Raw genomic sequence first — 24,871 nt, 5'->3', positions numbered from 1 at the left:
CGTCTCGAAGGAGGCTCCAGTGCTCTCTGGAAGCTCCTTCGAGACGCAGCCTCACGGCTGCTCCTCAGGATGAGGCCTGAGGGTGACTTCAACGTTGGAAATCAGCGCTGCATCACGCACAGGATGCCCGGCACCGGCACGCCGCGATCTTCCCGGGTCGAGACCCGCTCGAGAATGACGGTGGTGAAGCCGGCTGCGTCCGCAAGCGCGCGCAGATAGGCCTCGCCGTGCGCGTAGCGGGCATCCTCGCCGAGAATGAAGCCCTCGCCCTCGTGCGCCTGCACGGTGAAGGCGAAGAGCCCCTCGCGCCCGAGCACCCGGTGCGCCTCGCGGAACGCCGCATCGAGCGAGGCCATGTAGACGAACACGTCGGCCGCCACCACGAGATCCGCCTCGGCCGTGCCGCGGCCGGAGAGAAAAGAGACCAGCTCGCCCTCGTGCAGGGCATCGTAGAGCTTCGTCTTCTGCGCCTTCTCCAGCATGCGGGGAGAAAGGTCGACGCCCTCGATCGCCGCGCACAGACCGTCGAGCGCCTGCGCCATCAGGCCCGTGCCGCAGCCGAGGTCGAGGGTGAGGCCGAAGCGGTAATCCCGGATCTGCCTGGAACAGGCGCGGCGAAGCGCATCGGCGATCAGTTCGGGGCCGCGATAGCGCAGGCTTTTGGTCAGGTGCCGGTCGAACTTGGGCGCGTAGTCGTCGAACAGGGCCCGCACGTAGCCGTCGGTGATCGCCGCGTCGGGCGCGAGCGCCCCGAGCCGGGCGAGATCGAGCCGCACGCCGAGCGCATCCTCCGGCTCGAGGGCCAAGGCCTGGCGCAGAGCGGCCGCCGCCTCGTCCCGCTGGCCCAGCTCCACGAGCGAGCGCCCCAGCATGGCCTGGGCCGGCGCGAAGGACGGCGCGATCTCCAGCACCTGCCGGGCCAGATCGGCGGCGGCCTCGAAATCGCGCTCCTCGAAGGCGGCGCGGGCATATTCGTAACGGCGGTCGGCGAGGAGATCGCCGGAGGATTGGACGGTGGAGGCTGGCAGCATGGCGTCTGGATGCGGGAGAGAGAAAAGGCTGTCAATCAGGCAGCACCCCTGAACCCTGCCCAATCCAGATCGGGTTTAGGATGTGCCGCCATTCCCTCCCCCTTTTGCGGGGGAGGGTGGCGAGGGGAGCGAGCCGGGAGAGGGGGAGTGGCAGGTCGAGCACGGCCCCTCTCCCGGCCTGCTGCGCAGGCCACCCTCTCCCGCTGCGGGGAGAGGGCAAGGTGCGGGTGTAATGTTCTCACTTTGTTCTTGACTTCGGCTGCAAGCTGGGCTATATCATGGCTCATCCTCGTCCGGTGAGGGGCGCGCTCGCGAGGCGTCGCAGATGCGGGACGGGGCGCGGTCCCGCCGCAGGTCTCGCACGCCTGTGGTCGCGGGAGGCCGATCCTGGCTTGTTCCAGGTCCGCCTGAAAAGAACCGCGCGTGACGAGCAGTTCGGCTCTTCACCTTCCACCATCACCCATCGAGCCGGGCTGCCCCAAGCGCCACCCTCGAGCAACCCTGACGGCTCGCAGCTCACGCTGCGGGCCCGAAGGCGCTGGATCTGCGACAGGCTGCCCGGGATACCGGGAACCTCGCCAAGGAAGCGCTATTCCTCAACCTGACACCGACTGACCCGACCCTATATTCCTCCCATGGCGCTGCGTTCCACCGACATCCTCACCCAGACCCCGCAAGGGCTCTACTGCCCCCTCGGCGACTTCCACATCGATCCGGTCCGGCCCGTGAAGCGGGCGCTGATCACCCATGGCCATTCGGACCATGCCCGCTCCGGCCACCGCTCGGTCATGGCGACGCGGGAGACCCTGCGGATCATGGGCGTGCGCTACGGCGAGGATTTCGCCGGCTCGACCCAGGAAGCTCCCTTACGGGAAAGCCTCCGCGTCGGCGACGTGACGGTGCGCTTCACGCCGGCGGGCCATGTGCTGGGCTCGGCTCAAGTTTCCATCGAGGCCGGCGGCACCCGCGTCGTGGTCTCGGGCGACTACAAGCGCGCCGAGGACCCGACCTGCCTTCCCTACGAGGTGGTGCCCTGCGACGTGTTCATCACCGAGGCCACCTTCGGCCTGCCGGTGTTCCGCCACCCGGACACGCGGGGAGAGGTGCGCAAGCTTCTCGACTCCGTCGCCCTGTTCCCGGAGCGCGCCCATATCGTCGGCGCCTATGCGCTGGGCAAGGCGCAGCGGGTCATGGCGCTCCTGCGCGAGGAGGGCTACGACAGGCCGATCTACCTGCACGGCGCCATGGAGCGCCTGACCGAGCTGTATAAATCCGAAGGCATCCCGTTGGGCGAGACGCCGAAGGTGGTGGCCGCGGAGCGCTCGAAGCTCGCCGGCGCCATCGTGATCTGCCCGCCCTCCTCGATCCAGGACCTCTGGTCGCGCCGCTTTCCCGACCCCGTCACCTGCTTCGCCTCCGGCTGGATGCGGGTGCGGGCCCGGGCCCGGCAGAAGGGGGTGGAGCTGCCGCTCGTGATCTCCGACCATTCCGACTGGGACGACCTCTGCCACACGATCCGGGAAACCGGCGCAGGGGAGGTCTGGGTGACGCACGGCCAGGAGGATGCCCTCGTCCATTGGTGCACCACCCACGGCATCAGGGCGCGGCCCCTGCACATGCTGGGCTATGGCGACGAGGGGGAGGCGGAGGAAGCCGCCCACCCTCCCCTCGAGGGGGAGGGTCGACGCCCGTCAGGACGGCGGGGCGGGGTGGAAACACCAACTTCGGAAAGCGACGGCGCCGATCACCCCACCTCGGCTCTTCGAGCCGATCCTCCCCCTCAAGGGGAGGATATGCCATGAACCGCTTCGCCGCCCTCCTCGACCGCCTCGGCTACGAGCCGCGCCGCAATGCCAAGCTGCGGCTGCTCACGGACTATTTCCGCCATACCCCCGACCCGGACCGCGGCTATGCGCTCGCCGCCATGACCGGCGCGCTCATGTTCAAGGAGGCCAAGCCCGGCCTGATCCGCGGCCTCGTGGAGGAGCGCACCGATCCGGAGCTGTTCCGGATGTCCTACCACTACGTGGGCGACCTCGCCGAGACCGTGGCCCTGATCTGGCCCGCGCCGGGGCATGAGGCTGCTGCGCGAGTATCCAATGGCGCCGACCTGCCCTCTCCTCCCTTGTGGGGGAGAGTTGGAGAGGGGGGTGCAGCGCAGGACTGGAACCAGGAAGGCGCCAACACCCCCCTCCCTAGCCCTCCCCCACAAGGGGGGAGGGAATCTGCGGCACCTACCGTCGGCCACAACAACCCGCCGCCGCACGTGCCGACCCTCACCGAGGTGATCGAGACGCTCGCCACCACCAGCAAGAGCGACCTGCCGGCCCGGGTTGCGGAATGGATGGATGCCCTCGACGAGACCGGGCGCTGGGCGCTGATCAAGCTCATCACCCGGGAGCTGCGGGTCGGCGTCTCGGCCCGGCTCGCCAAGACCGCCGTGGCCCAGCTCGGGCAGATCGAGCCCGACGAGGTGGAGCTGGTCTGGCACGGCCTCGAGCCGCCCTACGAAAGCCTCTTCGCCTGGGTCGAGGGCCGGGGGCTCAAACCGGAATCGGGCAACCCTGCGCCCTTTCGCCCATCGATGCTCTCGCACCCGCTGGAGGACGAGGACTTTACGAAGCTGGACGCCTCCGAGTTCCTCGCCGAGTGGAAATGGGACGGCATCCGCCTCCAGGCCGCCGCCGGCCGCGGCAGCGACGGACGCCCGGTGCGGCGCATCTATTCCCGCACCGGCGAGGACGTCTCCCGCGCCTTTCCCGACCTCGTGGAGGCGCTCGATTTCGAGGGCGCCATCGACGGCGAGCTTTTGATCGTGCGCGAGGGCCGGGTGCAGAGCTTCAACGTGCTCCAGCAGCGCCTGAACCGGAAGGCCGTGACGCCGAAGCTGATCGCGGAGTTCCCCGCGCATCTGCGGGTCTACGACATCCTGTTCGAGGGCGAGGAGGACCTGCGCCCCCTGCCCTTCGCCGAGCGCCGCCGGCGCCTCGAGGCCCTCGTCGCCCGGCTCGGCGATCCGCGCATCGACCTCTCGCCCATGGTGCCCTTCGAAACCTGGGAGGATCTCGCCGCCGCCCGCGCCGATCCGGCCTCGGTGGGCGCAGGCCCCGACGCGGACGCCATCGAGGGCTGCATGGTGAAGCGGGCGAACAGCCCCTACCTGCCCGGCCGCCCCAAGGGCTACTGGTACAAGTGGAAGCGCGACCCCTACCTTGTGGACGCCGTGATGATGTACGGCCAGCGCGGGCACGGGAAGCGCTCGTCCTTCTATTCCGACTACACCTTCGGCGTCTGGCGCGACGGGCCGAACGGGGAGGAGCTGGTGCCGGTGGGCAAGGCCTATCACGGCTTTACCGACGAGGAGCTGGTGAAGCTCGACCGCTATGTCCGCAACCATACGATCAACCGCTTCGGCCCGGTGCGGGAGGTGGAATACGGCAAGGATCGCGGCCTCGTGCTGGAGGTGGCCTTCGAGGGCCTGCAGCGCTCGACCCGGCACAAGTCCGGGGTCGCCATGCGCTTTCCCCGCATCAACCGCATCCGCTGGGACAAGCCCGCGGCCGAGGCCGACCGGATCGAGACCCTCGAGAAGATCCTGGAGCGGGGCGAACAGGAGGTTCATCCGTTGAAGGCTGACGGGGCAAAACGGAAGGAGGCGTGACGATGCTCGATGTGGAAACCCTCTCCGAGGCCAGCGTAACCCAGCAGGTGAACGGCCGGCTCGTGGTGGAGACCAAGGGCCAGGGCTTCACCGAGATCACGGAAGCCCTGTCGCGGTGGGTGTTCGGCACCGGAGTCCTGAACGGCCTGCTGACGGTCTTCTGCCGCCACACCTCGGCCTCGCTCCTGATCCAGGAGAATGCCGATCCGGACGTGCGCCGGGACCTGCTGACGGCTCTCGACCGGCTGGCGCCCCGCGAGGCGGACTATGTCCACTCCACGGAGGGGCCGGACGACATGCCGGCCCATATCAGGACCATGCTGTCCGGGGTGTCCTTGAGCATTCCCGTCGTGAACGGACAGATGGTCTTGGGCACCTGGCAGGGGGTCTATCTGGCGGAGCATCGTGACCGGCCGCACACCCGCGACATCATCGTGCATCTGATCGGGGCCTGATCCGCATGATTGCATGGGACGCCTCCGGAGTTTCCCCTAGAATGACCGAGAACGGCGTTTGCCGCCTTGCCAATTCCTCGAGGATGCGGCTAAGGCTCAGGGCAAGCGTCTCGTGGGAGTAGGCACAGGTGCAAAGTCAATCCACCACGATCATCATTGCCGATGACCATCCGCTGTTCCGTGGCGCTCTGAGACAGGCCGTTTCCTCCATCATGCCCGGGGCCCGCGTGATCGAGGCGAGCGGCATGGACGACCTGAACGCCACCCTCTCCCAGGAACGCGACGTCGACCTGATCCTGCTCGACCTGACCATGCCGGGCGTCCAGGGCTTTTCCGGCCTGATGTCGCTCCGGGCGCAGTATCCCGAGCTTCCGGTGGTGATCGTGTCCGCTACGGAAGAGCCCACCGTGATCCGCCGGGCCATGGATTTCGGCGCCTCCGGCTTCATTCCGAAATCCATCGACATCGACAGCATCGGCGGGGCCATCCAGGCGGTGCTCGCCGGCGACACCTGGACCCCGCCGGACGTGGACCTCTCGGCCGCCGAGGATGCGGAAACCGCCGATCTCGTGCGCCGCCTCGGCACCCTCACCCCGCAGCAGGTGCGCGTGCTCACCATGCTCTCCGAGGGCCTCCTCAACAAGCAGATCGCCTACGAGCTCGGGGTGTCGGAAGCCACCGTGAAGGCCCATGTCTCGGCCATCCTCGACAAGCTCGGCGTGGACAGCCGCACCCAGGCGGTCATCGCGGCCTCGAAGATCGGCGTGACCCAGCGCCCCTCCCCGGCCGGGGCGGATTGAGCAGCAACCAAGAAACTCAACAAGAGCCTCATCCTGAGGAGGACCGTCAGGTCCATCTCGAAGGACGAGGCGTCTCCAGCGCCTGCTGCGCAGGCTCCTCAGGATGAGGGCGGAGCTATCCGAAAAGCAGGAGACTCAAAGGCCTTCGATGAAGGTATCGATCCGCGACAGGGCCTGCTCGGCGAGCGCGCTGTCGAAGCGGATGAACACGTGGGAGCCGCCGGGCCAGATCGCGAGTTCCGCCCTGTTGCCCGCCGCGATCCAGCGGGAGCCCATGAACAGCGTGTCGTCGACCAGCGGATCGCGGGTGCCCACCGAGAAGAGCGCAGGCGGCAGGCCGGCCAGGTCCGCATAGAGCGGCGAGACGGCAGGATCGCGCCGGTTCAGGCTGGGACCGCAGAAGTTGTCGGCAAAGACCTTGATCCCGGGCGTGTTCAAAATGAGCGGCTCGTCGCCCCAATTGGCGGCGCTCGGGGTCATGCCGACGTCGTAGCAGCCGGCAAAGAGGTTCGCTCCCCTGAAAGGCTTGAGGCCGTGCTTGTCGCGAAGGCGCAGCAGGGTGAGCGCCGAGAGATGCGCCCCCGCCGACTCGCCGCCGATGAACAGGCGCGAGGTGCCGAAGCGGCCTTCCGCCTCGCGGACGAGCCAGAGGGCGGCGGCCTCGCAATCGTCGGGGCCGGCCGGAAAGGGATGCTCGGGGGCGAGCCGGTACTCCACCGACACCACCGCAAGGCCGCATTTGTCCGCCAGGCGGTCGAGCCAGGGATCCTGCTCGTCCGCGGTGCCGATGGTCCAGCCGCCGCCATGGATGTGGAGATAGACCCCGCGCGGGTTCTCCGGCGCGATGACCCTCAAGGGGATCGGCCCGCCCGGCCCGTCGATGGCGATAGTCTTGGCCCGGCTGCTCAAGGGCATGAGCGGGAAGGCTCCCAGGCCCTTGCGCCGGTTTTCCCGGATCAGCGCAGGCGGCGCCTCCCAGTAGCGGCCGAGCGGCGCGAGCCTTGCCACGATGGCGGCGTTCTGGGCTCGGATCTCCTCGCTGACGGCGGAGGGGTCGAAGAGGGCGGGGTCGATCATGCGGAACTCGCGTCGGGTTGCGTTCGTCGCCGGCCCCTGCGATGAAGCACAGGTGTGGCCCCAGGTCTATTACGCTTTCTTCCAGTGACGCCTTCTGACGAGATGAGTGCATGTCCAACCTGAACCGTTTTCTCGGCGGCTCTCCCGGCTCGGTGCTGGTGAAGCTGGTCTTCCTGTCCCTTCTCGTCGGCGCCTTCCTGGCCTTCCTCGACATCACGCCCTTCGGGCTGATCGAGGGCCTGTTCGACTGGATCGCCTCGGTTCTCGACCTCAGCTTCGAGACCGTGCAGGAGGTTGGGCTCTGGATCGTCTATGGCGCCGTGATCGTCGTGCCGCTCTGGCTCATCTCCCGCCTGTTCGGCAGCCGGCGCTGAGACCCGCCATGGACGGCGCCCCCAACCCGCAGCGGCCGGACATATCCCACTACCGCATCCTGGCGCTCGCGCTGCCGATGACCCTGTCGCATGTGACGACGCCCCTTCTGGGCCTCGTTGACGCGACGGTGATCGGGCGGCTCGGCGAGGCGCATCTCCTCGGCGCTGTGGCGCTCGGCGCGGTGATCTTCGACTTCGTCTTCTGGAGCTTCGGATCGCTGCGCATGGCGACGGCCGGCCTGACCGCCCAAGCGACGGGCGCCGGCAACCGGCACGAGATCGACGTGACGCTCGCCCGAGCGTTCCTGGTGGCAGCGGCGACCGGCCTCCTGCTGATCCTGCTGCAATGGCCCATCGCCGCCATCGCCTTTTCCATGGCGGGCGCGAGCCAGGCGGTGACCGAGGCGCTCTCGACCTACTTCTTCATCCGCATCTGGGCCGCGCCCTTCACTCTGGCAAACTACGTCATCCTCGGCTCCACGCTGGGCCGGGGCCGCACGGATCTCGGCCTGCTGCTGCAGGTGGCGATCAACGTCGCCAACATCGTGCTGACCATGGCGCTTGTGCTGGCTTTTGGCCTTGGCATCGCGGGTGCTGCCATCGGCACGGCTTTGGCGGAGGTTCTCGGCGTCGGACTTGGGATCGTCGTCCTGCGCCGTCTCGGCTCGAACCCGCTTGCCGTCACATGGCCGGAGGTGCTGAACCGGGCGGCCATGGTGCAGACGCTGGCCATGAACCGGGACATCATGATCCGCAACGTGGCGCTCATCCTCGCCTTCTCGATCTTCAGCGCGCTCGGGGCGCGCACCGGCGACGTGACGCTGGCGGCGAATGCGGTGCTCTACAACATGTTCCTCATCGGCGGCTATTTCCTCGACGGCTTCGCCACCGCCGCCGAGACGCTCTGCGGCCAGAGCATCGGCGCCCGCGACGAGCGCGGCTTCCGCCGCGCCATCAACTTGAGCCTGGGATGGAGCCTCGGCTTCGGGCTTGCGGTCTCGGCGATCTTCCTGATCGGCGGCGGGCTCTTCATCGACTTCGTGTCGACCAACTCGGAGGTGCGGGCTTATGCCCGCGAGTATCTCGCCTTCGCGGCGCTGACGCCTCTCGTCGGTGCGGCGGCCTTCGCCTTCGACGGGATCTACACCGGCGCGACATGGACGCGGTCCATGCGCGATCTCATGGTGATCGCCTTCCTGATCTACGCCGCCATCCTCCTGGCGGCGGGCAGCCTGGGCAACACGGCGCTGTGGATCGCGCTGCTCGCCTTCCTCGGCGCGCGGGGCATTGGCCAGTTCATCCTCTACCCGCGCCTGGCGAAAAGGACCTTTGCCAGCATGAGCTGAGCGCGCAGGCGCCGATCAGAACCGGCCCTGTGCGATGCCGCTCGCATCGCGGCCGACGGCCTGCGCAAGCGACGTCCCCTCGCGGTCGAGGAGCCGCAGCAGTCCGCTCTTGATGTCGGGGATGAGGCCCGGCCCCTTGTAGACCATGGCCGAATAGAGCTGCACCAGGCTGGCGCCCGCGCGGATCTTCGCCCAGGCGGCTTCGGCGGAATCGACGCCGCCGACGCCGACGAGGGGAATCCTGCGCTCCACGCGCAGGAAGGTCTCGGCGAGGAGTTTCGTGGAGGGCACGAAGAGCGGCTTGCCGGAGAGGCCGCCGGTCTCGGAAGCCAGCCCCTTCTCCTTCAGGCTTTCCGGCCGGGCGATGGTGGTGTTGGACACGATCAGCCCGTCGATGCCGCGCTTGAGCGCCGTGGCCACGATGGCATCGAGCGTGTCGAGGGAGATGTCGGGCGCGATCTTGAGCAGCACGATGGTCTTCGACGAGCTGCGATCCGCCTGGTCGCGCGCTTCGATGCAGCGTGCGAGAAGATCGTCGAGGAAGGCTTCCCCCTGCAGGTCGCGCAGGCCCGGCGTGTTGGGCGAGGACACGTTGATCGTCAGGAAATCCGCCAGTCCGCAGAGCTGCGACACGCACAGCACGTAATCGGCGATGCGGTCGCCCGAGTCCTTGTTCGCGCCGATGTTGACGCCCACGATCCCCGGCCGACCGCGGCGGCGCACGAGACGGGAGCGCACCACGTCGAGCCCGTCGCTGTTGAGGCCGAAGCGGTTGATCACCGCCTCGTCCCGGGTGAGCCGGAAGACCCGCGGGCGCGGGTTTCCCGCTTGCGGCTTGGGCACGACGCCGCCGGTCTCGACGAAGCCGAAGCCCAGGCCGAGGAGTTGGTCGGGCACCTCGCATTGCTTGTCAAAGCCCGCGGCCAATCCCACCGGATTGGGAAAACGCCGTCCGAGCACGCCGACGGCAAGGCGCGGATCGTCGGCAGGCGGTGCCGCCGGCGGCATGAGGGAGAGGCCCCGGATCGTGAGCTGATGCGCCGTCTCCGCATCGAGCGCGTGGAGTGCCGGCTTGGCGAGGGAGAACAGCGCGCCGATCATGCGGCGAGATCCGGGAAGACGTGGCGGCCGTCGGCGCCGAGGGGAAGCGGCCTCACCCACATGACGGCGCTGAGCGGCAGCGGCGCATAAAGATGCGGGAAGAGGTCGCCGCCGCGGGACGGCTCGAAGCGGAGCGCATCGCCGAGCGCATCGGCATCGATGGCGATCAGCAGGAGATCATCCTGTCCTGCGAAGTGCCGCGCTGCCGTCTCGCGCACCTGGTTTTCCGTTGAAAAGTGGAGGTACCCATCCTGGATGTCGATGGGTGCTCCCGCGAAGGAACCGGCCTTTTCGGCCTCCTGCCACAGGGCTGCAGGGCATATTTTGTAGATAACCGACATGGAGGACCGATTAGCGGTAGGTCGCATCAGGGGCAACCCCGATTAGACATATGTCTCAAGAGATGTGCGCCCGTTGTCTGCGCCATAGAACACTCTTAATTCCTATCTATAGGTTCGGTTTCAAATATTCGCTTCCAGCGAAGGTTTTTAACGATGTTGTCTCACGAACGCGTTTGGGCTGCCATCGATGCCCTGGCCTCGCGCCACGGAATGACCGCGTCCGGCCTGGCGCGCAAGGCCGGTCTCGACGCGACGAGCTTCAACAAATCGAAACGCGTGAGCCCCGAGGGCCGGGAGCGTTGGCCTTCGACGGAGTCGATCTCGAAGATCCTGAAGGCCACGGGAGCGAGCCTGGAGGACTTCCTGCGCCTCGTCGAGCCCTCCGGCTCGCTGCGCCGGTCCATGATCCCGCTCATCGCCATGGAGCAGGCCGCCACGGGCAAGATCCTCAACGAGGACGGCACGCCTACCGAGGGGCCGGGCTGGGACGAGATCGAGTTTCCTGACTTCGGCCAGGAAAGGGTCTTCGCCCTCGAGGTCACGGGCGATGCCCTGGCCCCGCTCTACCGCGACGGGGACGTGCTCATCGTCTCGCCCACCGCCAGCACCCGCAAGGGAGACCGGATCGTGGTGTGCACCACGACCGGGCAGATCCTGGCCCAGGAGCTCAAGCGCCGCTCGGCCAAGACCCTGGAACTGACCTCCCTGGCCAAGGACCAGGAGGACCAGGTGATCCCTACAGAGGAGATCGCCTGGAGCGCCCGCATCATGTGGGCGCGCCAGTAATCAGGCCGCGCGTTCCTTCAGGAACGCCTCGTGCTCGCGCACGAGATCGCCGGCGAGCGCCTTGCGGATCAGGGCCCGCGTCTCCTTCACCCCATAGAGCGCCACGAACGAACCGAAGCGCGGGCCGCGCGGTTCGCCCAGCAGCACCTGATAGATCGTGTTGAACCATTCGATGGACACGCCGGGCCGCTCGGGCGTGGCGCCCTTCGCCTTGAAGTCCTGGTAGCGCGGCTCGGCCCGGCCGACATTGTAGATCTCCTCCTGGACCGCTTCCGCAGTCGCGGGCCGCTCGCCGGTCTCGAAGGATGCGAGCACCTCCTCCAGGCGGCGCAGGGAGGCCGCTTCCACCTCGTCCGCGAGACGATAGGTCTTCTGCGGCTTCACGAAATCCTCGAAGTAGCGCACGGCGCGCTTCACGAGGCTGTCCAGGCGCGGATGCGTCTCGGGCGAGACGCCCGGCGCGTAGCGGCGGATGAAGCCCCAGAGCACCGCCGGATCCTCGGAATTCGCCACCGCCACGAGGTTGAGCAGCATCGAGAAGGAGATCGTCGTGCCCGGCTGGTTGGAGCCCTCCGACGACACCAGTTCGGGCGCCGGCGGCTCGCCCGCATGGAGATGCCAGACCGGGTTCATCAGGCGCGCCTTCGCGTCCTGCGCCGGATATTTCTCTAGGAAGGTGAGGTAATCGTCGACCTGGCGCGGGATCACGTCGAAATAGAGCTTCTTGGCCTCGCGCGGCTTGTTGAACATGAACAGCCGCAGGCTGTCCGGCGTGCCGTAGGTGAGCCACTCGTCGATGGTCAGCCCGTTGCCCTTGGACTTGGAGATCTTCTGCCCCTTCTCGTCCAGGAACAGCTCGTAGTTGAAGCCTTCCGGCGGCAGGCCGCCGAGCGCCTTGGCGATCTCGCCGGAGAGCTTCACGCTGTCGATGAGGTCCTTGCCGGCCATCTCGTAATCGACGCCGAGCGCCACCCAGCGCATGGCCCAGTCAGGCTTCCACTGCAGTTTGGCATGGCCGCCCGTCACCGGCGTTTCGAAGCGCTCGCCGGTCTCGGGATCGCGCCAGACGATGGTGCCCGCATCCAGCTTGCGCTCGCCGATCGGCACCTGCATCACGATGCCGGTCTTCGGGTGGATGGGCAGGAAGGGCGAGTAGGATTGCTGGCGCTCCTCGCGGAGCGACGGCAGCATGATCGCCATCACCGCATCGTAGCGCTCGAGCACGGTGAGCAGCGTCGCGTCGAACACCCCCGCCTTGTAGCACTCGGTCGCCGACTTGAACTCGTAGTCGAAGCCGAAGGCGTCGAGGAATTCGCGCAGGCGCGCATTGTTGTGGTGCGCGAAGCTCTCGTGGGTGCCGAACGGGTCCGGCACCTGGGTCAGCGGCTTGCCGAGGGAGGCCGCCACCAGGTCCTTGTTCGGGATGTTGTCCGGCACCTTGCGCAGGCCGTCCATGTCGTCCGAAAAGGCGACGAGGCGGGTCGGGATGGTGTCGCCGGTCAGCACCCGGAAGGCATGGCGCACCATGCTGGTGCGCGCCACCTCGCCGAAGGTGCCGATATGGGGCAGCCCCGAGGGGCCGTAGCCGGTCTCGAACAGGGCCTCCTTCTTGCCCGTCCGTTTGAGCCGCTCGACGAGCTTGCGCGCCTCCTCGAAAGGCCAGGCGGTGGCGGTCTGGGCGGCTTCGGTCAGAGCGGGATCGAGGGACAGGGGTCGGGACATGGGCCTAGTGCTTGCAGGAAAAATGCTTCCAGAAGCGCGGCACACTAGGGATGAGACCCTTAGGGGTCAATGCGGTAAACCCGTCGGCTCTCCGGGTGTCGGCCCCTAATACGGGCTGACGGGGAAGAACCGCAGGTAAAGCTCGGCATACCGGCCCTCGCGCCAGAGCTGGTGGAGGGCGAAGTCGAGGGCCCGCCTCAGGCTCTCGTCGTCGCTCCGGGTGACGAAGCCGATGCCCTCGCCGAAGAAGCGGCTCTCCAGATAGGGCCCTCCCGAGAAGTCGCAGCATCCGGCGGCCTCCTCTCCCCCGATCCAGAGGGCAAGGCCCAATCCGTCGGCGAAGAGATAATCGATCTCTCCCGCCTTGAGCGCCGTCTGGGCGGCCGCCAGCTCGGGATAGGGCTTTAGGGACGCTCCCGCCATGAAAGCCTTGGCATAGGCCTCGTGAGCGGTGCCGCCGACTACGCCGACCGTCTTGCCCTGGAGCGCCTTGACGTCAGGCGCGGGCTGGTTCCTGTCCTTGCGCACCGCGAAGCGGGCGGGGATCTTGAAATAGGGGCCCGTCACGGCAAAGCGCTGGCGCAGGCTGGCCGTGATCGGAACAGCGGCGGCCACCACGTCGCCCTGCCGCTCGGCCAGGGCATCGAGCAGGGTGTCGAAGCGGCGGACCTGGACGGTGCAGGTCAGGCCGAGGCGCTCGCAGGCGGCGCGGGCGAGCTCCACCGACAGGCCGGTGGGGTTGCCGTCGAGACCCGGAAAGTGAAGCGGCGGAAAATCGTCGTCCACGAGGAAGCGGACGGTGCGCGTCGCCGGCAGGTCCGGGCGATCGAGCTGGGCGCGCGGATCCCAGAAGTTCGGAATGCTCACGCCCTGCGCCTGGGCGGCGCCGATCGTCAGCAGCAAGGGCAGCACCGCCCGGCTCAGGGGCTTGATCTTGCGGCGGAAGCGCGCGACCAATGTAACGATATCCAGAAGCATTGAAGCGATACTCACTTGCGCGCCGCCCTGCACCATCCACAAGCGCCCGTCGAAGGCGTCCTGCGCTCATGAGGCAGGGTCTAGCGGAGCGGGACCCACAGTCAACAGCGCTTCCGGTGGCGCTCGGCTTTCTGGCGGGCCACGGATACGCTCCGGAAGCCCTCCGCCAGATGGCGGTTTTCGCCCAGGTCGCCGGAGTCTCAGCCGATGATTTCGTCCTCAGGCAAGGCCTGATCGAAGAGACCGAGTTCTACCGGACCCTGGCCGCCGAGCTGGGCCTGCCGTTCCTGGCAGCCCCTCGCCTCTCCCGGGACGCCCGGTACCCTGAGAGCATCCTGGCGGGACTTGCTCCCCTGACCGGAACGAGGAGCGGTTTCGTAGCGGCACCGCGCGGCGCCCTGCTCGTCCAGCTCCTCAGGAGCCGCTCCGCGGCCCGGCCGCTGGCCATCACGACCCCATCCCTGTTGAGGGAGGCGGTGTTCCGGGCCAAGGCACCGTCGATCGCCCACCGGGCCGCCTCGGATCTCGCCGAGCAGGCGCCCGACCTCGCCACCGGCGTCGGCTACGGCCAGCTCGCGCTCCTGTTCCTCATGCTCGCGCCCATCGTGTTCGGCGCGCTTCATGCGCCCGAGCTCACCGCCGGGCTTCTCGGCGCTGCCCTGAGCCCCCTGTTTCTCGCCCTGGTGGTTCTCAGGCTCGCGGCCTCTTTCCTGAGCGGCTCCGTGGAGCCTGCAACCCCGCCGCCCCGCGCCGAGGATGCCGATCTGCCGGTCTACACGGTGATCGCTGCGCTCTACCGCGAGAGGCGCGTGGCGGCACGGCTCATCCAGGCGCTGGAGCGGCTCGACTACCCGCCCGCCAAGCTCGACATCAAGCTCGTGCTCGAAGCCGACGACCGGGAGACGCCGGAGGCGCTCGCCGCCATCACGATGCCGGCCCATGTGGAGGTGCTGGTCGCGCCGCCGGGGGAGCCGCGCACGAAGCCGCGGGCGCTCAATGTCGCCCTGCCCCTGGCGCGGGGCCGCTTCACGGTGGTCTACGACGCCGAGGACGTGCCTGATCCCGGGCAGCTGCGGCTGGCGGCCTCTCGCTTTAGGGAGGCGCCGGCAGACGTTGCCTGCCTCCAGGCGCGGCTGACCATCGACAACACGGACGACACATGGCTCACCCGGCTGTTCACAATCGAGTACGCGGCCCTGTTCGACGCCTTCAACCCGGGACTTGCGGCCATCGGCAGCCCCTTCCCGCTCGGCGGCACCTCCAACCATTTCCGCACCGCCGTCCTGCGCAGGATCCACGGCTGGGACGCGCATAACGTGACCGAGGATGCCGATCTCGGCATCCGCCTCGCGCGACTCGGCTACCGGGTGCAGGATCTCCCCTCCTCCACCCTCGAGGAGGCGCCGGGCACCTTGCGGCTCTGGTTGCGCCAGCGCACGCGCTGGATGAAGGGCTTCGTGCAGACGGCGGTGAGCCATTCGCGCAGACCCTGGAACCTGCTTCGTCAGCTCGGCCCATGGCGATTCTGCGGGGCTCTCGCCCTGACCTGGGGCGTCGTGCTCAGCGCCCTGGTCTATCCCCTCTTCACCGGTCTGTTCGTGACCTCTTGGCTGCTTGGACACGGTGTGGCGCAATGGGGGCCCGCACTCAACGCCTATGCCCTGACGCTCTTCGCGTCCGGTGCCCTCTCCATCGTCGTCCCGGCCGGCATCGCGCTTCACAGGCGCAGGCTCTGGCGGTTGGTTCCCTGGGTTGCGCTGCTGCCGCTCTATTACGGGCTGGTCAGCCTCGCGGCTTGGCGGGGATTGTGGGAGCTTGCGACCGCTCCCTTCCGTTGGAACAAGACGAGCCACGGCCTCGCGCGCACGTCGCGGAGCGGATGGCTTCAGAAGCACCAGGCCAGGGTGGTGGAGACGAGATCGTTGAACACCGCGCCGCCGTAGCGCCACCACAGCAGGCTCCCGGAAGCGACGAGGCAGAGGACAGCGCCGGCCACAAGCCCCAGGCGGGTCCGCCGCTCCTGCCGGTCGGTGTATCCGGTGTCCATGCTCATCGTGCCTCCTGCCGGCGCATCGGGGCGAGTATAGATCGCGCTGGGCTCAAGAGAAAGGCATCAGGTCTCGAGCCAGTTCCGCAGCCGGGAGAGGCGCGGCTCCTCCTCGGAGGCGACGGCCTGCGCCAGGGCCGCGCGGCTACCCAGGAGGATCACGAGGCGGCTTCCCCGCGTGACGCCCGTATAGAGCAGCTTGCGCCCGAGCATGGAGGCCTGCTGCAGCGCGACGGGGATGATCACGGCCGGGTATTCGGAGCCTTGCGCCTTGTGGATCGTCACCGCATAGGCCAGCGCAAGCTCGTCGAGCTCCTTGAGGGTGTAGGCAACGAGCCGCTCGTCGAAGGCGACGGTGAGCTCGCCATGGTCGCGCCGCACCTCGCGCACGATGCCAACCTCGCCGTTATAGACGTCCCGCTCGTAATCGTTGCGGACCTGCATGACCTTGTCGCCCGGCCCGTAGATCCAGCCGGCGCGGTGCAGGCTCTCGGGCCCGGGCGGGTTGAAGACCTGCTGTAGTTCGCCGTTCAGCATGTTGGTGCCGAGCCGTCCGCGATTCATGGCGCACAGCACCTGGACGTCGCGCACGGGATCGAGGCCGGAGCGGCGCGGAATCCGGTCGCGCATGAGGATGGTCATCTTCGCCACGGCATCGGACGGCGTGTCGGCCTCCACGAAGAACAGGTCGGAGTCCGGCCGGTGCGAAAGGTCGGGCATCAGCCCGCGGTTGATGGCGTGCGCCACGGTGATGATGCGGCTTTCCCGCTCCTGCCGGAACACCTCCTTGAGCTGCACCACGGTCACGGCACCGGAGGCGATGATGTCGGAGAGGATCTGCCCGGGGCCGATGGAGGGAAGCTGGTCCACGTCGCCGACGAGCAGCAGGGAGGCTTCGTCCGGCAAGGCGCGCAGCAGGGCGGCCGTGAGGCGGATGTCGAGCATCGAGGCTTCGTCCACGACGAGAAGATCGCAGTCGAGCGGGGTCTTGGCGTTGCGGCGGAAGCCGCCCTCCGAAGCTTCGAGGAGACGATGCACCGTCCTGGCCGGAAAGCCCGTGCTCTCCGACAGGCGCTTCGCCGCCCGTCCCGTGGGCGCGCAGAGGGCGATGGTGCGCTCGTGCTGCGCGCAGAGGCGCGTCAGGCTCCGGATGAGCGTGGTCTTGCCCACGCCGGGACCGCCGGTGACCACGAGCACCTTGGAGCGGCAGGCGGCCGCGAGCGCCTCGCGCTGGCTCGGCGAATAGGTCACGCCGATGGCGGCTTCCGCCTCGGCGATCACCTGCGCAGCATCGAGGCCGGCCCAGGGGTGCTCGCCCCTGGCGAGATCCTTGAGCCTTTGCGCGATGAACATCTCGGCGCCGTAGAGGCTCTTCAGAAAGATGCTGCGCCGGCCGCTCAAGCCATCGGCCACGAGCTGCCCCGCGGCGCATTGCGCGTCGAGCACCGGCCCGAGCTCCGCCTCCGTCACGTCGAGCAGGCGGCTGGCCTGCCGCAGCAGCTCGTCCGCACCGAGCCCCGAATGCCCTTCCTTCACCGCCTCAGACAGCACGTGGGCAAGGCCCGCCTGCAGGCGCATCTCGGCCGTCGGCTCCACATCGAGCCGCAGGGCCACCTGATCGGCGAGCGCGAACTCGAAGCCCGGAATGTCGAGCACGAGCCGGTAGGGATTGGCCTTGATGATGTCGATGGCTCCCACGCCATAGGCGCGGTAGATGCGCGTGAGCAGGAAGCCGCCGATGCCGTGGGCGTTGAGGAAGGCGGCGATATCCTTGAGCGCGCGATGCTCCGTCCAGGCCTCGCCGATGCCGAGCGCCTTCGCCATGCCGATGCCCTGCACGCGCGTGAGCTCATGCGGCTTTTTCTCGATCACGTCGAGAATGCGGGCGCCGAAGGAGGCGATGAGCCTTTGCGCGACAGCGGGGCCGACGCCCCTCAGAAGGCCGGAGCCGAGGAAGCGCTGGAGGTCCTCCGCCGTGGTCGGCGCCGAGGTCGCCAGCGCATGCGCGCGAAACTGGACGCCGTGGTTGCGGTCGTGCAGCCAGCCGCCGCTCGCCTCGATCACCTCGCCGATGGCGACGGACGGCGCATGGCCCACCACGACCACGGGCTTGCGATGCCCGCGCGCCTTCACCCGCAGCACGCAGAAGCCGGTTTCATCGTTGTGGAACGTCACCCGCTCGATGGAGCCGACGAGATGTTCGGAGAGGGACAGCGCCTCCTGATCGGAAGCGGCGAGAGCGGATGGTTTCGGCATCGATCAGCGGGACCACATGCGCCGGGACGCTCTCGAGGAAAAGAAAGGGCGAGGCGGCTGTTACCGTCTCGCCCAGCATCGCAGCGAAATTTAGGCTGCCTTCTTGGTCGGCCAGCCGAGCTCGACGAGGCGCGCCTTGGCGAAGTCGCGGATCTCGTCGCGGATGCCCTCGGGCAGATCGGCGAGCAGCTTCTGCGTATCGGCATGAAGCATCAGGTCCGTGACCGCGTTGATGGTCTTGGCCTTCTTGATCTTCGCCTTCAGGTCGTCCTCGACCTTGCCGTCGGAACCCGACGCCTCGACCCTGCCCTTCTGCGGCTGCGTCTCGGTCTTCTCCAGCTCCACATGCGGATCGGCAAAGCCCGGGCGGCCCTGCTTGAACTCGTCGGCCTCTTCCTCGGAGTAGACATAGCCGTGCAGCTCGATGAGCTTGAGGATCACGCGATCCTTCGCACGCTTCTCGGCCATGGCGTAGACGTAGGCCGCCTGCTTGCCCGAGACGCGGTAGTTGACGCCGATCAGCGCCTCGCCGATCGACCACTCGATCCGGTCGCCCATGCGGCCCGTGACCTGGATCACCGCCTCGTCGCGCTCGGCGCGGATGATCTTGGGCTCGTCGAAGACGATCTTCGCCTGGGCGGCGATGCGCTCCAGGGTCTTGTGGTAGACCACGGCGGTGCCCTGAACGCGCCAGACGTTGCCGGCCATCGGCTCGCCGAACTTGGCCAGCACCTCGGAGATTTTCTTATCGGTCGTATTCATCCTCGATCCTAACTTTCACAGGGACCCGCCCACCGGTTCCGCGCTCTTGTCGCGGCCGTTTTCAGGGCCGGCGCGTTCAGTCTTTGTTCTATAGCAGATATGGGGATTCCGGTCCACTTTCGGGAGGCTGCCGCCGAGGTAGAAAGGCTTTCACTGCAATGACTTAACTGGTGTGCGGTTTTGTCTCACCGCTGGCCGCCGCCACGCCCGCGCATGGCCCTGGATCCGCTGGCCCGGGCGGGCCGTCATGATTTGACCACAGGCTATGTGTTCTATATATGTTCTCATCAGGCTGCAAGCTTCGCCCGCGTCATGAAGGAGCCTGGCCCGTCACGTCACCGCCACCCTGGAGGACCGGATGTCCGCGCAAGCGATCCTCGACCTTTCGGATCGACGCCCCGCCCGCCGCGGCACTGCCCGTCGGGCCGCCAAGCGCCCGGCCGCGCCGCTCGCGCGCAACGCCCTGATCGCGGACTATCTCGCGATCTGCGAGCTCGATGCCGAGATCGAGTCCCTGCGGGCCCCGGCGGACCCTGCCGCCTTCGCCATCGGCGACGACATGATCGAGCACGTGGCCGATTTCGAGATCGTCCGCGACGGCTCCTCCTGCCTGGTGGACGTGGTGACGGACGACGACCTCCTGAGCCACCCCTTACGCGCCGCAGCGATCCACGGCATCGCCTCCGCCGACGGACGCCCCTTCCTGATCGAGACGGCGGCCAGCATCCGGGCCGAGCCGCGCTTCACCACCACGCGCCTGATCATGGCATGCAAGCGCACGCCCGTGACGGCGGGCGACCGGGTGCGGATCCTGCACCAGCTCGACGAGGTGGGCGCCATGCGATTGGTGGATTGCGCCAGCGCCGTGATGAACACGCAGGACGGCGTGGCGGCCGTGCTCGCGCTCGCCTGCGAAGGCCTGATCGCCGTGGACATCAGCCGCCCGATCCTGCCGGAGACGCAGGTGCGCCGGCGCCGCCTGCCCTACACCGATCCGTTCGCCTTCTAGAGTTACGCCTTCGCGTGGCGCTCCACCGCCTCGCTGAGCAGCGAGCGCACGATGGCGCGCACCGCCTCGGAGGTGTTGTCTGCCGCAAACTTCGCCTCGATCTCGTCGCGGATGATGGCGCCGTCGCCGCTGCGCTTCAGCTCAGTCGCGGATTCCGCCTGCAGCAGGGTGACGAAGGCGCTCTCGACCTCGCGCGCCACGGCGGCGCCGTCCGCCGCATCGACCACGCGTCCGGTGAGATCGAACACGTTGTCTTCGTAGGGCAGCGCCTGGGCCTCCAGCTCGCCGCCGCCGTCGAGGATCCAGGCGCGCGGCACGTGGTCGACGAGGTCGATCGACCCGCGCGTGATGGTGCCGGGATTCATCCAGCGCGTCCGCCCGGCGTGGATCGCCTTCTGCGTCTTGTGCACATGGCCGTTGACGACCACGTCGCAGCCCTCCACCGCGAAGGGCGGCACGGCGCCCGGATAGCCGGCATCGAAGGCGATGTCGTGATGCGTGAACCAGGCCTGGAGATCGGAACCGGCGAAGGCGCCGCGCACATCCGTCGGGATCGCCTGCCCGTAGGGCGTCATGCCGACGCCGATGCGCCGGGTCCCGATCTGGAACTCAGCCACCGGGCCGGAGGCCGCCACCACATCGACCACGTCGCACAGGCCGAGCAGTGCGAGCGAGTCGCTGTCGGTGAGCGTCGTATGCTGGATGTCGTGGTTGCCCACGTTCACGATGGGCCTGTGATCGAAGCTGCGCAGGATGCGGACCAGCCGGTTCTTGAGCGCCAGATCGGTCTCGACCGGCCGGTCGAAGAGATCGCCGAGGATGACCACCGCGAGGCCCCGGCCGTTGGCGATCTCGACGCAGCGTTCGAGCTTGCCGAGCACGGCCTTGGGCCACACGGCATCCTTGCGCCGGCCCGGACGCCGCGAGCCCACATGCGGGTCGCCGATCACGAGGACGCCGTTGCAGGCGATGGCGGGAAGTCGATCTCCGGCGAGGATCATGCGGTGAGCCGCTCCGTGGGCTTCAGGGAATGGGCGTGGTGGTCGAGCAGGGTCTCGGGTCTTACGGGCGAGCCGCAGGTGGGGCACAGGCCGCCGGTCTCCTCGACGAGGCGCGCCATCTCGGCCTGCAGGGCCTTCAGCCCGTCATCGACCTGCGCCATGCGGGTTTTGGCGATCCGTGCGGCACTGCGCAGATCGGCAAGACGCTTGAGGATGTCTTGTGCCGGCGCCGTGTTTTCAAGCACCGGCGCTGCCGACGGCAGGTCCTGCAGCGCCCGAAGCCGCGCCTGGCTTTGCGCCAGCGCGCGGCTCGCCTGCACGACCCGGCGCCCGATCCGCTCGCGTTCGCGGGAGCGCTCGACGGCACGGGTGAGGGCATCCAGATGCTCCGCCGAAGGCAGGTGCGCCGTGATGCCGGCGCGGGCCTGCGCCCTCTCGAGCCTGCTCCGGAGCGCGGCAAGCTGCGCCGCATGGGCCTGCAGCCGCTCGATCGTCGCGGCCGATGCCCTGAGTCGCTCCGCCTGCGCGCTTGCGGCGGCAAGCTGCTCCTTCAGCGCCTCGATCTCCGTCAGGCCCTCGAGGGTCTCGCCCAGCGCGATCAGCTCCCGCTCGCCGCTGCGCACCGCCTCGGTATCGCGCCGGCAGCGCTCCCGGTGGATGACGAGCATGTCGCGGATATAGCCCGCCTCCTGGCCGATGGAGAGAACGGCGGAGCGGCGGGACGGCGTCTCGCCCAGGAGGAACACGGGGAACTTCTGGTGCGCGACGTGGACGTCGAGATCCTCGACCTTGCGGATGCGGATGAGGTCGGCCACCCAGTCCGGCACATTGCGCCCGCCGGTCTCGTAGCGCATGCCGCGCTCCTCGACCACCGAGCCGTCCGCCTCGTGCAGGGACCAGACGTTCACCGGCGAGCGGCGCGGCTGGCGGACGAAGCGCAGCGTCCTTCCTCCCGCAACCCCGATCTCGACCGTGGCCGACTTCTCGCCCGCACGCACGAGGCTGTCTCGCGCCTCGCCGTAGAACACGGCGCGCAGGGCGCGGATGAAGGTGGACTTGCCGCGGTTGTTCGGGCCGATGAGCGCGTTCACGCCGGGACTCAGGGGCAGCGTCGCGTCCCGGTAGGCCTGCACGTTGACGAGACGGATGTAGCGCAGGCCCGGCTGCGCATCGTTCCATTGCGCGCCGGTGTCGGAGGAGATCACCTCGACGCCCGCCGCCGGCTCGCCTGCGACGCGCGCGATGTGGAACTGGCCCGAGAACTGCGACAGGTCATGGTGCGATACGGCGAGGCACTGCACGCCGAGCCGCGCCGCGCCGTCCTCCAGCACCCGGTAGAAGGACGAGACGCGATCCGGTGCGATCCAGCAATCCGCCTCGTCCAGCGCGAGAAACCGCGCTACGTCGGCCTTCACCACCGCGATCAGGCGCAGCGCCATGCCGATGACATTGGTGAGCGCGCCGCCATTGTCCTCGAGCACGTCCTCGAGCGAGCCGTCCGGGCGCCGGACGCAGATGTCGAGGGAGGCCAAGCCGCGTTCGGTGGAGAGATCCAAGGCCACGGGCTTTTCGCCCGGCAGCACCTCCTGCACCAGGGCGGTGAGCAGCGTCTCGAAGGCCTGCAGGCTGCGCCGGCTGGCGGAGCCGTGCACGGCCTCGATGAAGGCCTCCACCTCGTCCCTTACGGCGAGGCGTCCCTTGGCGAGCTCGATCTCGCGGGTGAGTTCCTCCACCCGCATGCGGATGGCATCGCGCCGGCCTTCGAGCCGGGCGAGCGCCGCCTGCGCGCGGGCGAGGTCGTGATCGATGGCGTGCAGGATCAACGCTCGTCTCCGAGCTGCTTCAGGCGTGTCTCGATATTGCGCAGGGCAGCGCCGAACTCCTCGGCCAGCGCGGCGTTGCGGGCCTGAGCCTCATCGATCAGCGCCTGGATCTGCGCCTCGTCGTCGGTGCCGAGTTCGGCGAGCGCGAGAGCCCGCGCCTCCTCGAGATCGCGCATCAGGCGCTCCACCTCGCCCTCGGCCCGGATGCGCTCCGCCCGCAACCGCTCGAAGGTCTTGCGCATCTCGTCCAGGCGGCGAAGCTGGTCCGTCTCGTGGCGTGTCAGGCTGGTCATGGAATCGCGACTCCGCTGCGTTCGAATGGTCGAGCTTCAGTTATCGTCAGCGATATTTCGTCGCAACGACTTTGCCTCTTTTTGGTCTGGATCACGGCCGATCTCTTCAATCCTGGCACCCGACCCTCCACATAGTATCCGTTACTCCAAGATTACAGTCTCAAAACAGCGGACTTTGCTTGACACAGAGCCCGCCAAGGCTATGTTCTTGGTTTGTTCACTCTGTTTGTATGCGTCGCAGATGTGACCGGATGAGGGCAGCGCCCTCCCCTTGCAAAGGACCTCGCCATGACCGCCATCACGCAGGAGCGCGCGATCTTCGAGAACGAGGAATGGCTCGTGTGCGCGAGCGGCCTCGAGCACAAGCGGACCGGGTACTTCATCGACCGCGAGAGCCTCGGCCAGCGGCGGGAGGACGGGTTGTGGTCCTGGCCGCTGCACATGGCGGAGAAGACCTGGTGCAGCCTGCAGCCCTTTGCCGAGGCCTTCACCTGCGCGCTGTCCGTCTACGGCATCGGCACGGACGTGGAGCTGGCGCAGAGCCTGAAGGCTGCCCGCTGCGAGGTGTCCGCCTGGCCGAAGGCGGCTCCGGCCGCAGGCTCCGTTCCGGCGATCCCGCTTCCCTTGCAAAGGGAGGGGGCAAACCCCATCTTAGTGAGGCCGCGCTCGAGCGATAAGCCGTTGAATGGCCAAGGTTTTCAGAGCCCGGACAATGCCTGGCGCATCCGCACCAAGACCGGCGCGCGCCTGAGCCTGAAGATACCGCGTCACCGTCCCGAACGCCTGAACCCGGCCCGAGACGCCGCCCCCTGGCAGGCGCCGCGCCGGATCCGAAAGACCGGGACAAAGCTCGTCCGGCTGCTTCAGGCAGCCTGGAACCTGAGGTGAGACCCATGCCCGGCTTTGGCCTCGAGGAGACCATGCGCTACACCGCCGGCGCCCTGCAGGGCGGCCTCGCCGGTGCGGAGGCGCCCGCGCCCGAAACTGCGGACGAGTTCGCGCAGCATGTGATCGAGGCGATCTGCCATGCGAGCGTCACGCCTGCCATCGGCCGCCGCGCCTTCGAGCGCTGCATGCGCGCTCTCAGCTTCGGCACGACCGTGCGGGCGGGCTTCCGGCATCCGGCCAAGGCTGAGGCCATCGATCTGATCTGGCGCGAACGCGAGCGCCTGTTCGACGAATACACGGCAACCCCGGACAAGCTGCGCTTCCTCGCGACGCTGCCGTGGGTGGGACCCGTGACGAAACATTCCCTGGCCCGCCGGCTCGGCGTCTTCGCCGAGAACGCCCGGCGAGCCGCGGCCTGACGAAACAACAAGAAGAGGATCAACCCATGGCTAAGGTCCGCGCCAGCGATGTCGGCTTCTGCGTCGTCGACAGCAACGCCAACGTGATCGCAGACACCCTCGTGCACCGCATCCGGCAAGCCGCGGCGGAGATGGAAAGCCACGTCAACCGCCTCTATCGGGGCCGCAAGGCCTACGATCTGGAGGAGGGCACGAAGCTCGACCTCGACAAGACCATCGAGCAGCTCGCCTACATGGCGCGCACCCTGCGCGAGGTGCAGAACGAGCAGTCGAAGGTGGTCTACCTTCAGGCGGCCGAGTAAACGCCGAAAAAAACCGACGACAGAGCGCAGGAGCGGTGAGACATCACCGCTCCTTTTTCGTGCCGCTCCGTCCGTGACGGCGTGCTCGCCAGGGTCCGATCCGCACCTTTGCCCTTGTGTTTCACGTGGAACAAAGATAGAACAATAGGCGATGCCCGCCTTGGGGCAGGAATGTGCAACCGACCTGAAAACGTGCGGCATTCTCTGATGCCCCAGCCGTTCAGGAGAGATGAAGTGGAGAGGCCGTTATGGCTGGATCTGTGAACAAGGTAATCTTGGTCGGCAATCTGGGGCGGGACCCTGAGGTTCGGCGCCTGGGGAGCGGGGAGCCTGTGGTGAACCTGCGGATTGCCACGTCCGAGACGTGGAAGGACAAGGCTACCGGCGAGCGCAAGGAGA

Annotated in this window: 25 protein-coding genes; 13 read left to right on the top strand and 12 right to left on the bottom strand. The window is 68.0% G+C overall.

Features of this window, described 5'->3' with window-relative positions; genetic code table 11:
• Positions 1-101: 101 nt before the first annotated feature.
• Positions 102-1,031, bottom strand: coding sequence for a class I SAM-dependent DNA methyltransferase (locus tag GR303_RS19165; protein WP_161724899.1), 930 nt, complete (start codon positions 1,029-1,031; stop codon positions 102-104).
• Between the two features lie 635 nt (positions 1,032-1,666).
• Here GR303_RS19165 and GR303_RS19160 point away from each other — a divergent pair.
• From GR303_RS19160 to GR303_RS19145, 4 genes are all read left to right on the top strand, one after another.
• Positions 1,667-2,833 carry a ligase-associated DNA damage response exonuclease gene (locus GR303_RS19160; protein ID WP_161724896.1) on the top strand — a complete coding sequence of 389 codons (1,167 nt, stop codon included), beginning with the start codon at positions 1,667-1,669 and terminating at the stop codon, positions 2,831-2,833.
• A complete protein-coding gene (locus GR303_RS19155) occupies positions 2,830-4,692 on the top strand; it encodes a cisplatin damage response ATP-dependent DNA ligase (RefSeq protein WP_161724894.1) in 1,863 nt (620 codons plus the stop codon). The genes GR303_RS19160 and GR303_RS19155 overlap by 4 nt, the downstream gene beginning before the upstream one ends.
• A 2-nt stretch (positions 4,693-4,694) precedes the next feature.
• The gene (locus tag GR303_RS19150; RefSeq protein ID WP_161724892.1) at positions 4,695-5,147 is read left to right on the top strand and encodes a secondary thiamine-phosphate synthase enzyme YjbQ; all 453 of its coding nucleotides are present in this window, start codon (positions 4,695-4,697) and stop codon (positions 5,145-5,147) included.
• Positions 5,148-5,275: 128 nt separating this feature from the next.
• Complete coding sequence (locus GR303_RS19145) at positions 5,276-5,947, top strand: response regulator (protein WP_161724890.1); 672 nt, start codon at positions 5,276-5,278, stop codon at positions 5,945-5,947.
• A gap of 135 nt (positions 5,948-6,082) precedes the next feature.
• On the opposite strand, the gene GR303_RS19140 is transcribed toward GR303_RS19145, so the two are convergent.
• On the bottom strand, positions 6,083-7,024 hold the full coding sequence (locus GR303_RS19140) for an alpha/beta hydrolase (RefSeq protein ID WP_161724887.1): 942 nt from the start codon (positions 7,022-7,024) through the stop codon (positions 6,083-6,085).
• Between the two features lie 110 nt (positions 7,025-7,134).
• Here GR303_RS19140 and GR303_RS19135 point away from each other — a divergent pair, with 110 nt between their 5' ends.
• Both GR303_RS19135 and GR303_RS19130 read left to right on the top strand, forming a co-directional pair.
• Positions 7,135-7,398 carry a DUF6460 domain-containing protein gene (locus GR303_RS19135; RefSeq protein ID WP_161724886.1) on the top strand — a complete coding sequence of 88 codons (264 nt, stop codon included), beginning with the start codon at positions 7,135-7,137 and terminating at the stop codon, positions 7,396-7,398.
• Positions 7,399-7,406: 8 nt separating this feature from the next.
• Complete coding sequence (locus GR303_RS19130) at positions 7,407-8,744, top strand: MATE family efflux transporter (RefSeq protein ID WP_161724883.1); 1,338 nt, start codon at positions 7,407-7,409, stop codon at positions 8,742-8,744.
• Between the two features lie 15 nt (positions 8,745-8,759).
• On the opposite strand, the gene GR303_RS19125 is transcribed toward GR303_RS19130, so the two are convergent.
• Positions 8,760-9,845, bottom strand: a complete 1,086-nt coding sequence (locus GR303_RS19125) for a quinone-dependent dihydroorotate dehydrogenase (RefSeq protein WP_161724880.1) — start codon at positions 9,843-9,845, stop codon at positions 8,760-8,762.
• Positions 9,842-10,186, bottom strand: coding sequence for a DUF952 domain-containing protein (locus tag GR303_RS19120; RefSeq protein ID WP_161724877.1), 345 nt, complete (start codon positions 10,184-10,186; stop codon positions 9,842-9,844). The genes GR303_RS19125 and GR303_RS19120 overlap by 4 nt, the downstream gene beginning before the upstream one ends.
• Positions 10,187-10,339: 153 nt before the next feature.
• Here GR303_RS19120 and GR303_RS19115 point away from each other — a divergent pair, with 153 nt between their 5' ends.
• A complete protein-coding gene (locus GR303_RS19115) occupies positions 10,340-10,972 on the top strand; it encodes a S24 family peptidase (protein WP_161724875.1) in 633 nt (210 codons plus the stop codon).
• Here the strand turns inward: GR303_RS19115 and GR303_RS19110 are convergent, their stop codons facing one another.
• The gene (locus GR303_RS19110; RefSeq protein ID WP_161724872.1) at positions 10,973-12,694 is read right to left on the bottom strand and encodes a lysine--tRNA ligase; all 1,722 of its coding nucleotides are present in this window, start codon (positions 12,692-12,694) and stop codon (positions 10,973-10,975) included.
• A gap of 105 nt (positions 12,695-12,799) precedes the next feature.
• Complete coding sequence (locus GR303_RS19105) at positions 12,800-13,672, bottom strand: transporter substrate-binding domain-containing protein (RefSeq protein WP_161724869.1); 873 nt, start codon at positions 13,670-13,672, stop codon at positions 12,800-12,802.
• A gap of 68 nt (positions 13,673-13,740) precedes the next feature.
• Here GR303_RS19105 and GR303_RS19100 point away from each other — a divergent pair, with 68 nt between their 5' ends.
• On the top strand, positions 13,741-15,615 hold the full coding sequence (locus GR303_RS19100) for a glycosyltransferase family 2 protein (protein ID WP_161724866.1): 1,875 nt from the start codon (positions 13,741-13,743) through the stop codon (positions 15,613-15,615).
• Here GR303_RS19100 and GR303_RS19095 read toward each other — a convergent pair.
• The 3 genes from GR303_RS19095 to GR303_RS19085 form a co-directional block, all read right to left on the bottom strand.
• Entirely contained in the window at positions 15,558-15,725 is a 168-nt protein-coding gene (locus tag GR303_RS19095) for a hypothetical protein (protein WP_161724863.1), read from the bottom strand. The two genes, GR303_RS19100 and GR303_RS19095, sit on opposite strands and share 58 nt — an antisense overlap.
• A gap of 60 nt (positions 15,726-15,785) precedes the next feature.
• Positions 15,786-17,975, bottom strand: a complete 2,190-nt coding sequence (recD2, locus tag GR303_RS19090; protein WP_161724861.1) for an SF1B family DNA helicase RecD2 — start codon at positions 17,973-17,975, stop codon at positions 15,786-15,788.
• Positions 17,976-18,065: 90 nt separating this feature from the next.
• Positions 18,066-18,737, bottom strand: a complete 672-nt coding sequence (locus GR303_RS19085; protein ID WP_161724858.1) for a trna delta -isopentenylpyrophosphate transferase — start codon at positions 18,735-18,737, stop codon at positions 18,066-18,068.
• 358 nt (positions 18,738-19,095) lie between these two features.
• Here GR303_RS19085 and GR303_RS19080 point away from each other — a divergent pair, with 358 nt between their 5' ends.
• A complete protein-coding gene (locus GR303_RS19080) occupies positions 19,096-19,746 on the top strand; it encodes a hypothetical protein (RefSeq protein ID WP_161724855.1) in 651 nt (216 codons plus the stop codon).
• A 2-nt stretch (positions 19,747-19,748) separates the two neighbouring features.
• Here the strand turns inward: GR303_RS19080 and GR303_RS19075 are convergent, their stop codons facing one another.
• From GR303_RS19075 to GR303_RS19065, 3 genes are read right to left on the bottom strand one after another with little or no spacing between them, the layout of a single operon-like run.
• Positions 19,749-20,747, bottom strand: coding sequence for a metallophosphoesterase (locus GR303_RS19075; protein WP_161724852.1), 999 nt, complete (start codon positions 20,745-20,747; stop codon positions 19,749-19,751).
• Positions 20,744-22,570 carry an AAA family ATPase gene (locus tag GR303_RS19070; RefSeq protein WP_246205694.1) on the bottom strand — a complete coding sequence of 609 codons (1,827 nt, stop codon included), beginning with the start codon at positions 22,568-22,570 and terminating at the stop codon, positions 20,744-20,746. The genes GR303_RS19075 and GR303_RS19070 overlap by 4 nt, the downstream gene beginning before the upstream one ends.
• Positions 22,567-22,863 (bottom strand): hypothetical protein, encoded by a 297-nt coding sequence (locus GR303_RS19065; protein ID WP_161724849.1) that lies wholly within the window; start codon positions 22,861-22,863, stop codon positions 22,567-22,569. Before GR303_RS19065 ends, GR303_RS19070 begins: the two co-directional genes overlap by 4 nt.
• A gap of 288 nt (positions 22,864-23,151) precedes the next feature.
• Between GR303_RS19065 and GR303_RS19060 the strand changes: the two genes are divergently transcribed.
• The 4 genes from GR303_RS19060 to ssb all read left to right on the top strand — a co-directional run.
• Positions 23,152-23,751, top strand: coding sequence for a hypothetical protein (locus tag GR303_RS19060; RefSeq protein ID WP_161724846.1), 600 nt, complete (start codon positions 23,152-23,154; stop codon positions 23,749-23,751).
• A gap of 5 nt (positions 23,752-23,756) precedes the next feature.
• Positions 23,757-24,170, top strand: coding sequence for a hypothetical protein (locus GR303_RS19055; RefSeq protein WP_161724844.1), 414 nt, complete (start codon positions 23,757-23,759; stop codon positions 24,168-24,170).
• Between the two features lie 26 nt (positions 24,171-24,196).
• On the top strand, positions 24,197-24,472 hold the full coding sequence (locus GR303_RS19050) for a hypothetical protein (protein ID WP_161724842.1): 276 nt from the start codon (positions 24,197-24,199) through the stop codon (positions 24,470-24,472).
• A gap of 248 nt (positions 24,473-24,720) precedes the next feature.
• The coding region (ssb, locus tag GR303_RS19045; protein WP_161747596.1) for a single-stranded DNA-binding protein at positions 24,721-24,871 on the top strand (151 nt) is incomplete at its 3' end.

The organism is Microvirga arsenatis (genome assembly GCF_009910705.1).
Classification (GTDB): domain Bacteria; phylum Pseudomonadota; class Alphaproteobacteria; order Rhizobiales; family Beijerinckiaceae; genus Microvirga; species Microvirga arsenatis.
Note: the sequence above shows the minus strand (reverse complement) of the source record. Positions and strands in the feature narration are given on the sequence as shown.

Bases quoted from the DNA above. Each gene is read 5' to 3' on its own strand.
- GR303_RS19055 (WP_161724844.1), top strand. From the start codon at position 23,757: ATGCCCGGCTTTGGCCTCGAGGAGACCATGCGCTACACCGCCGGCGCC.
- GR303_RS19060 (WP_161724846.1), top strand. From the start codon at position 23,152: ATGACCGCCATCACGCAGGAGCGCGCGATCTTCGAGAACGAGGAATGG.
- recD2 (WP_161724861.1), bottom strand. From the start codon at position 17,975: ATGCCGAAACCATCCGCTCTCGCCGCTTCCGATCAGGAGGCGCTGTCC.
- GR303_RS19050 (WP_161724842.1), top strand. From the start codon at position 24,197: ATGGCTAAGGTCCGCGCCAGCGATGTCGGCTTCTGCGTCGTCGACAGC.
- GR303_RS19075 (WP_161724852.1), bottom strand. From the start codon at position 20,747: ATGATCCTCGCCGGAGATCGACTTCCCGCCATCGCCTGCAACGGCGTC.
- GR303_RS19155 (WP_161724894.1), top strand. From the start codon at position 2,830: ATGAACCGCTTCGCCGCCCTCCTCGACCGCCTCGGCTACGAGCCGCGC.
- GR303_RS19110 (WP_161724872.1), bottom strand. From the start codon at position 12,694: ATGTCCCGACCCCTGTCCCTCGATCCCGCTCTGACCGAAGCCGCCCAG.
- GR303_RS19130 (WP_161724883.1), top strand. From the start codon at position 7,407: ATGGACGGCGCCCCCAACCCGCAGCGGCCGGACATATCCCACTACCGC.
- GR303_RS19135 (WP_161724886.1), top strand. From the start codon at position 7,135: ATGTCCAACCTGAACCGTTTTCTCGGCGGCTCTCCCGGCTCGGTGCTG.
- GR303_RS19160 (WP_161724896.1), top strand. From the start codon at position 1,667: ATGGCGCTGCGTTCCACCGACATCCTCACCCAGACCCCGCAAGGGCTC.
- GR303_RS19165 (WP_161724899.1), bottom strand. From the start codon at position 1,031: ATGCTGCCAGCCTCCACCGTCCAATCCTCCGGCGATCTCCTCGCCGAC.
- GR303_RS19140 (WP_161724887.1), bottom strand. From the start codon at position 7,024: ATGATCGACCCCGCCCTCTTCGACCCCTCCGCCGTCAGCGAGGAGATC.
- GR303_RS19100 (WP_161724866.1), top strand. From the start codon at position 13,741: ATGAGGCAGGGTCTAGCGGAGCGGGACCCACAGTCAACAGCGCTTCCG.
- GR303_RS19105 (WP_161724869.1), bottom strand. From the start codon at position 13,672: ATGCTTCTGGATATCGTTACATTGGTCGCGCGCTTCCGCCGCAAGATC.
- GR303_RS19150 (WP_161724892.1), top strand. From the start codon at position 4,695: ATGCTCGATGTGGAAACCCTCTCCGAGGCCAGCGTAACCCAGCAGGTG.
- GR303_RS19085 (WP_161724858.1), bottom strand. From the start codon at position 18,737: ATGAATACGACCGATAAGAAAATCTCCGAGGTGCTGGCCAAGTTCGGC.
- GR303_RS19095 (WP_161724863.1), bottom strand. From the start codon at position 15,725: ATGAGCATGGACACCGGATACACCGACCGGCAGGAGCGGCGGACCCGC.
- GR303_RS19065 (WP_161724849.1), bottom strand. From the start codon at position 22,863: ATGACCAGCCTGACACGCCACGAGACGGACCAGCTTCGCCGCCTGGAC.
- GR303_RS19125 (WP_161724880.1), bottom strand. From the start codon at position 9,845: ATGATCGGCGCGCTGTTCTCCCTCGCCAAGCCGGCACTCCACGCGCTC.
- GR303_RS19120 (WP_161724877.1), bottom strand. From the start codon at position 10,186: ATGTCGGTTATCTACAAAATATGCCCTGCAGCCCTGTGGCAGGAGGCC.
- GR303_RS19080 (WP_161724855.1), top strand. From the start codon at position 19,096: ATGTCCGCGCAAGCGATCCTCGACCTTTCGGATCGACGCCCCGCCCGC.
- GR303_RS19115 (WP_161724875.1), top strand. From the start codon at position 10,340: ATGTTGTCTCACGAACGCGTTTGGGCTGCCATCGATGCCCTGGCCTCG.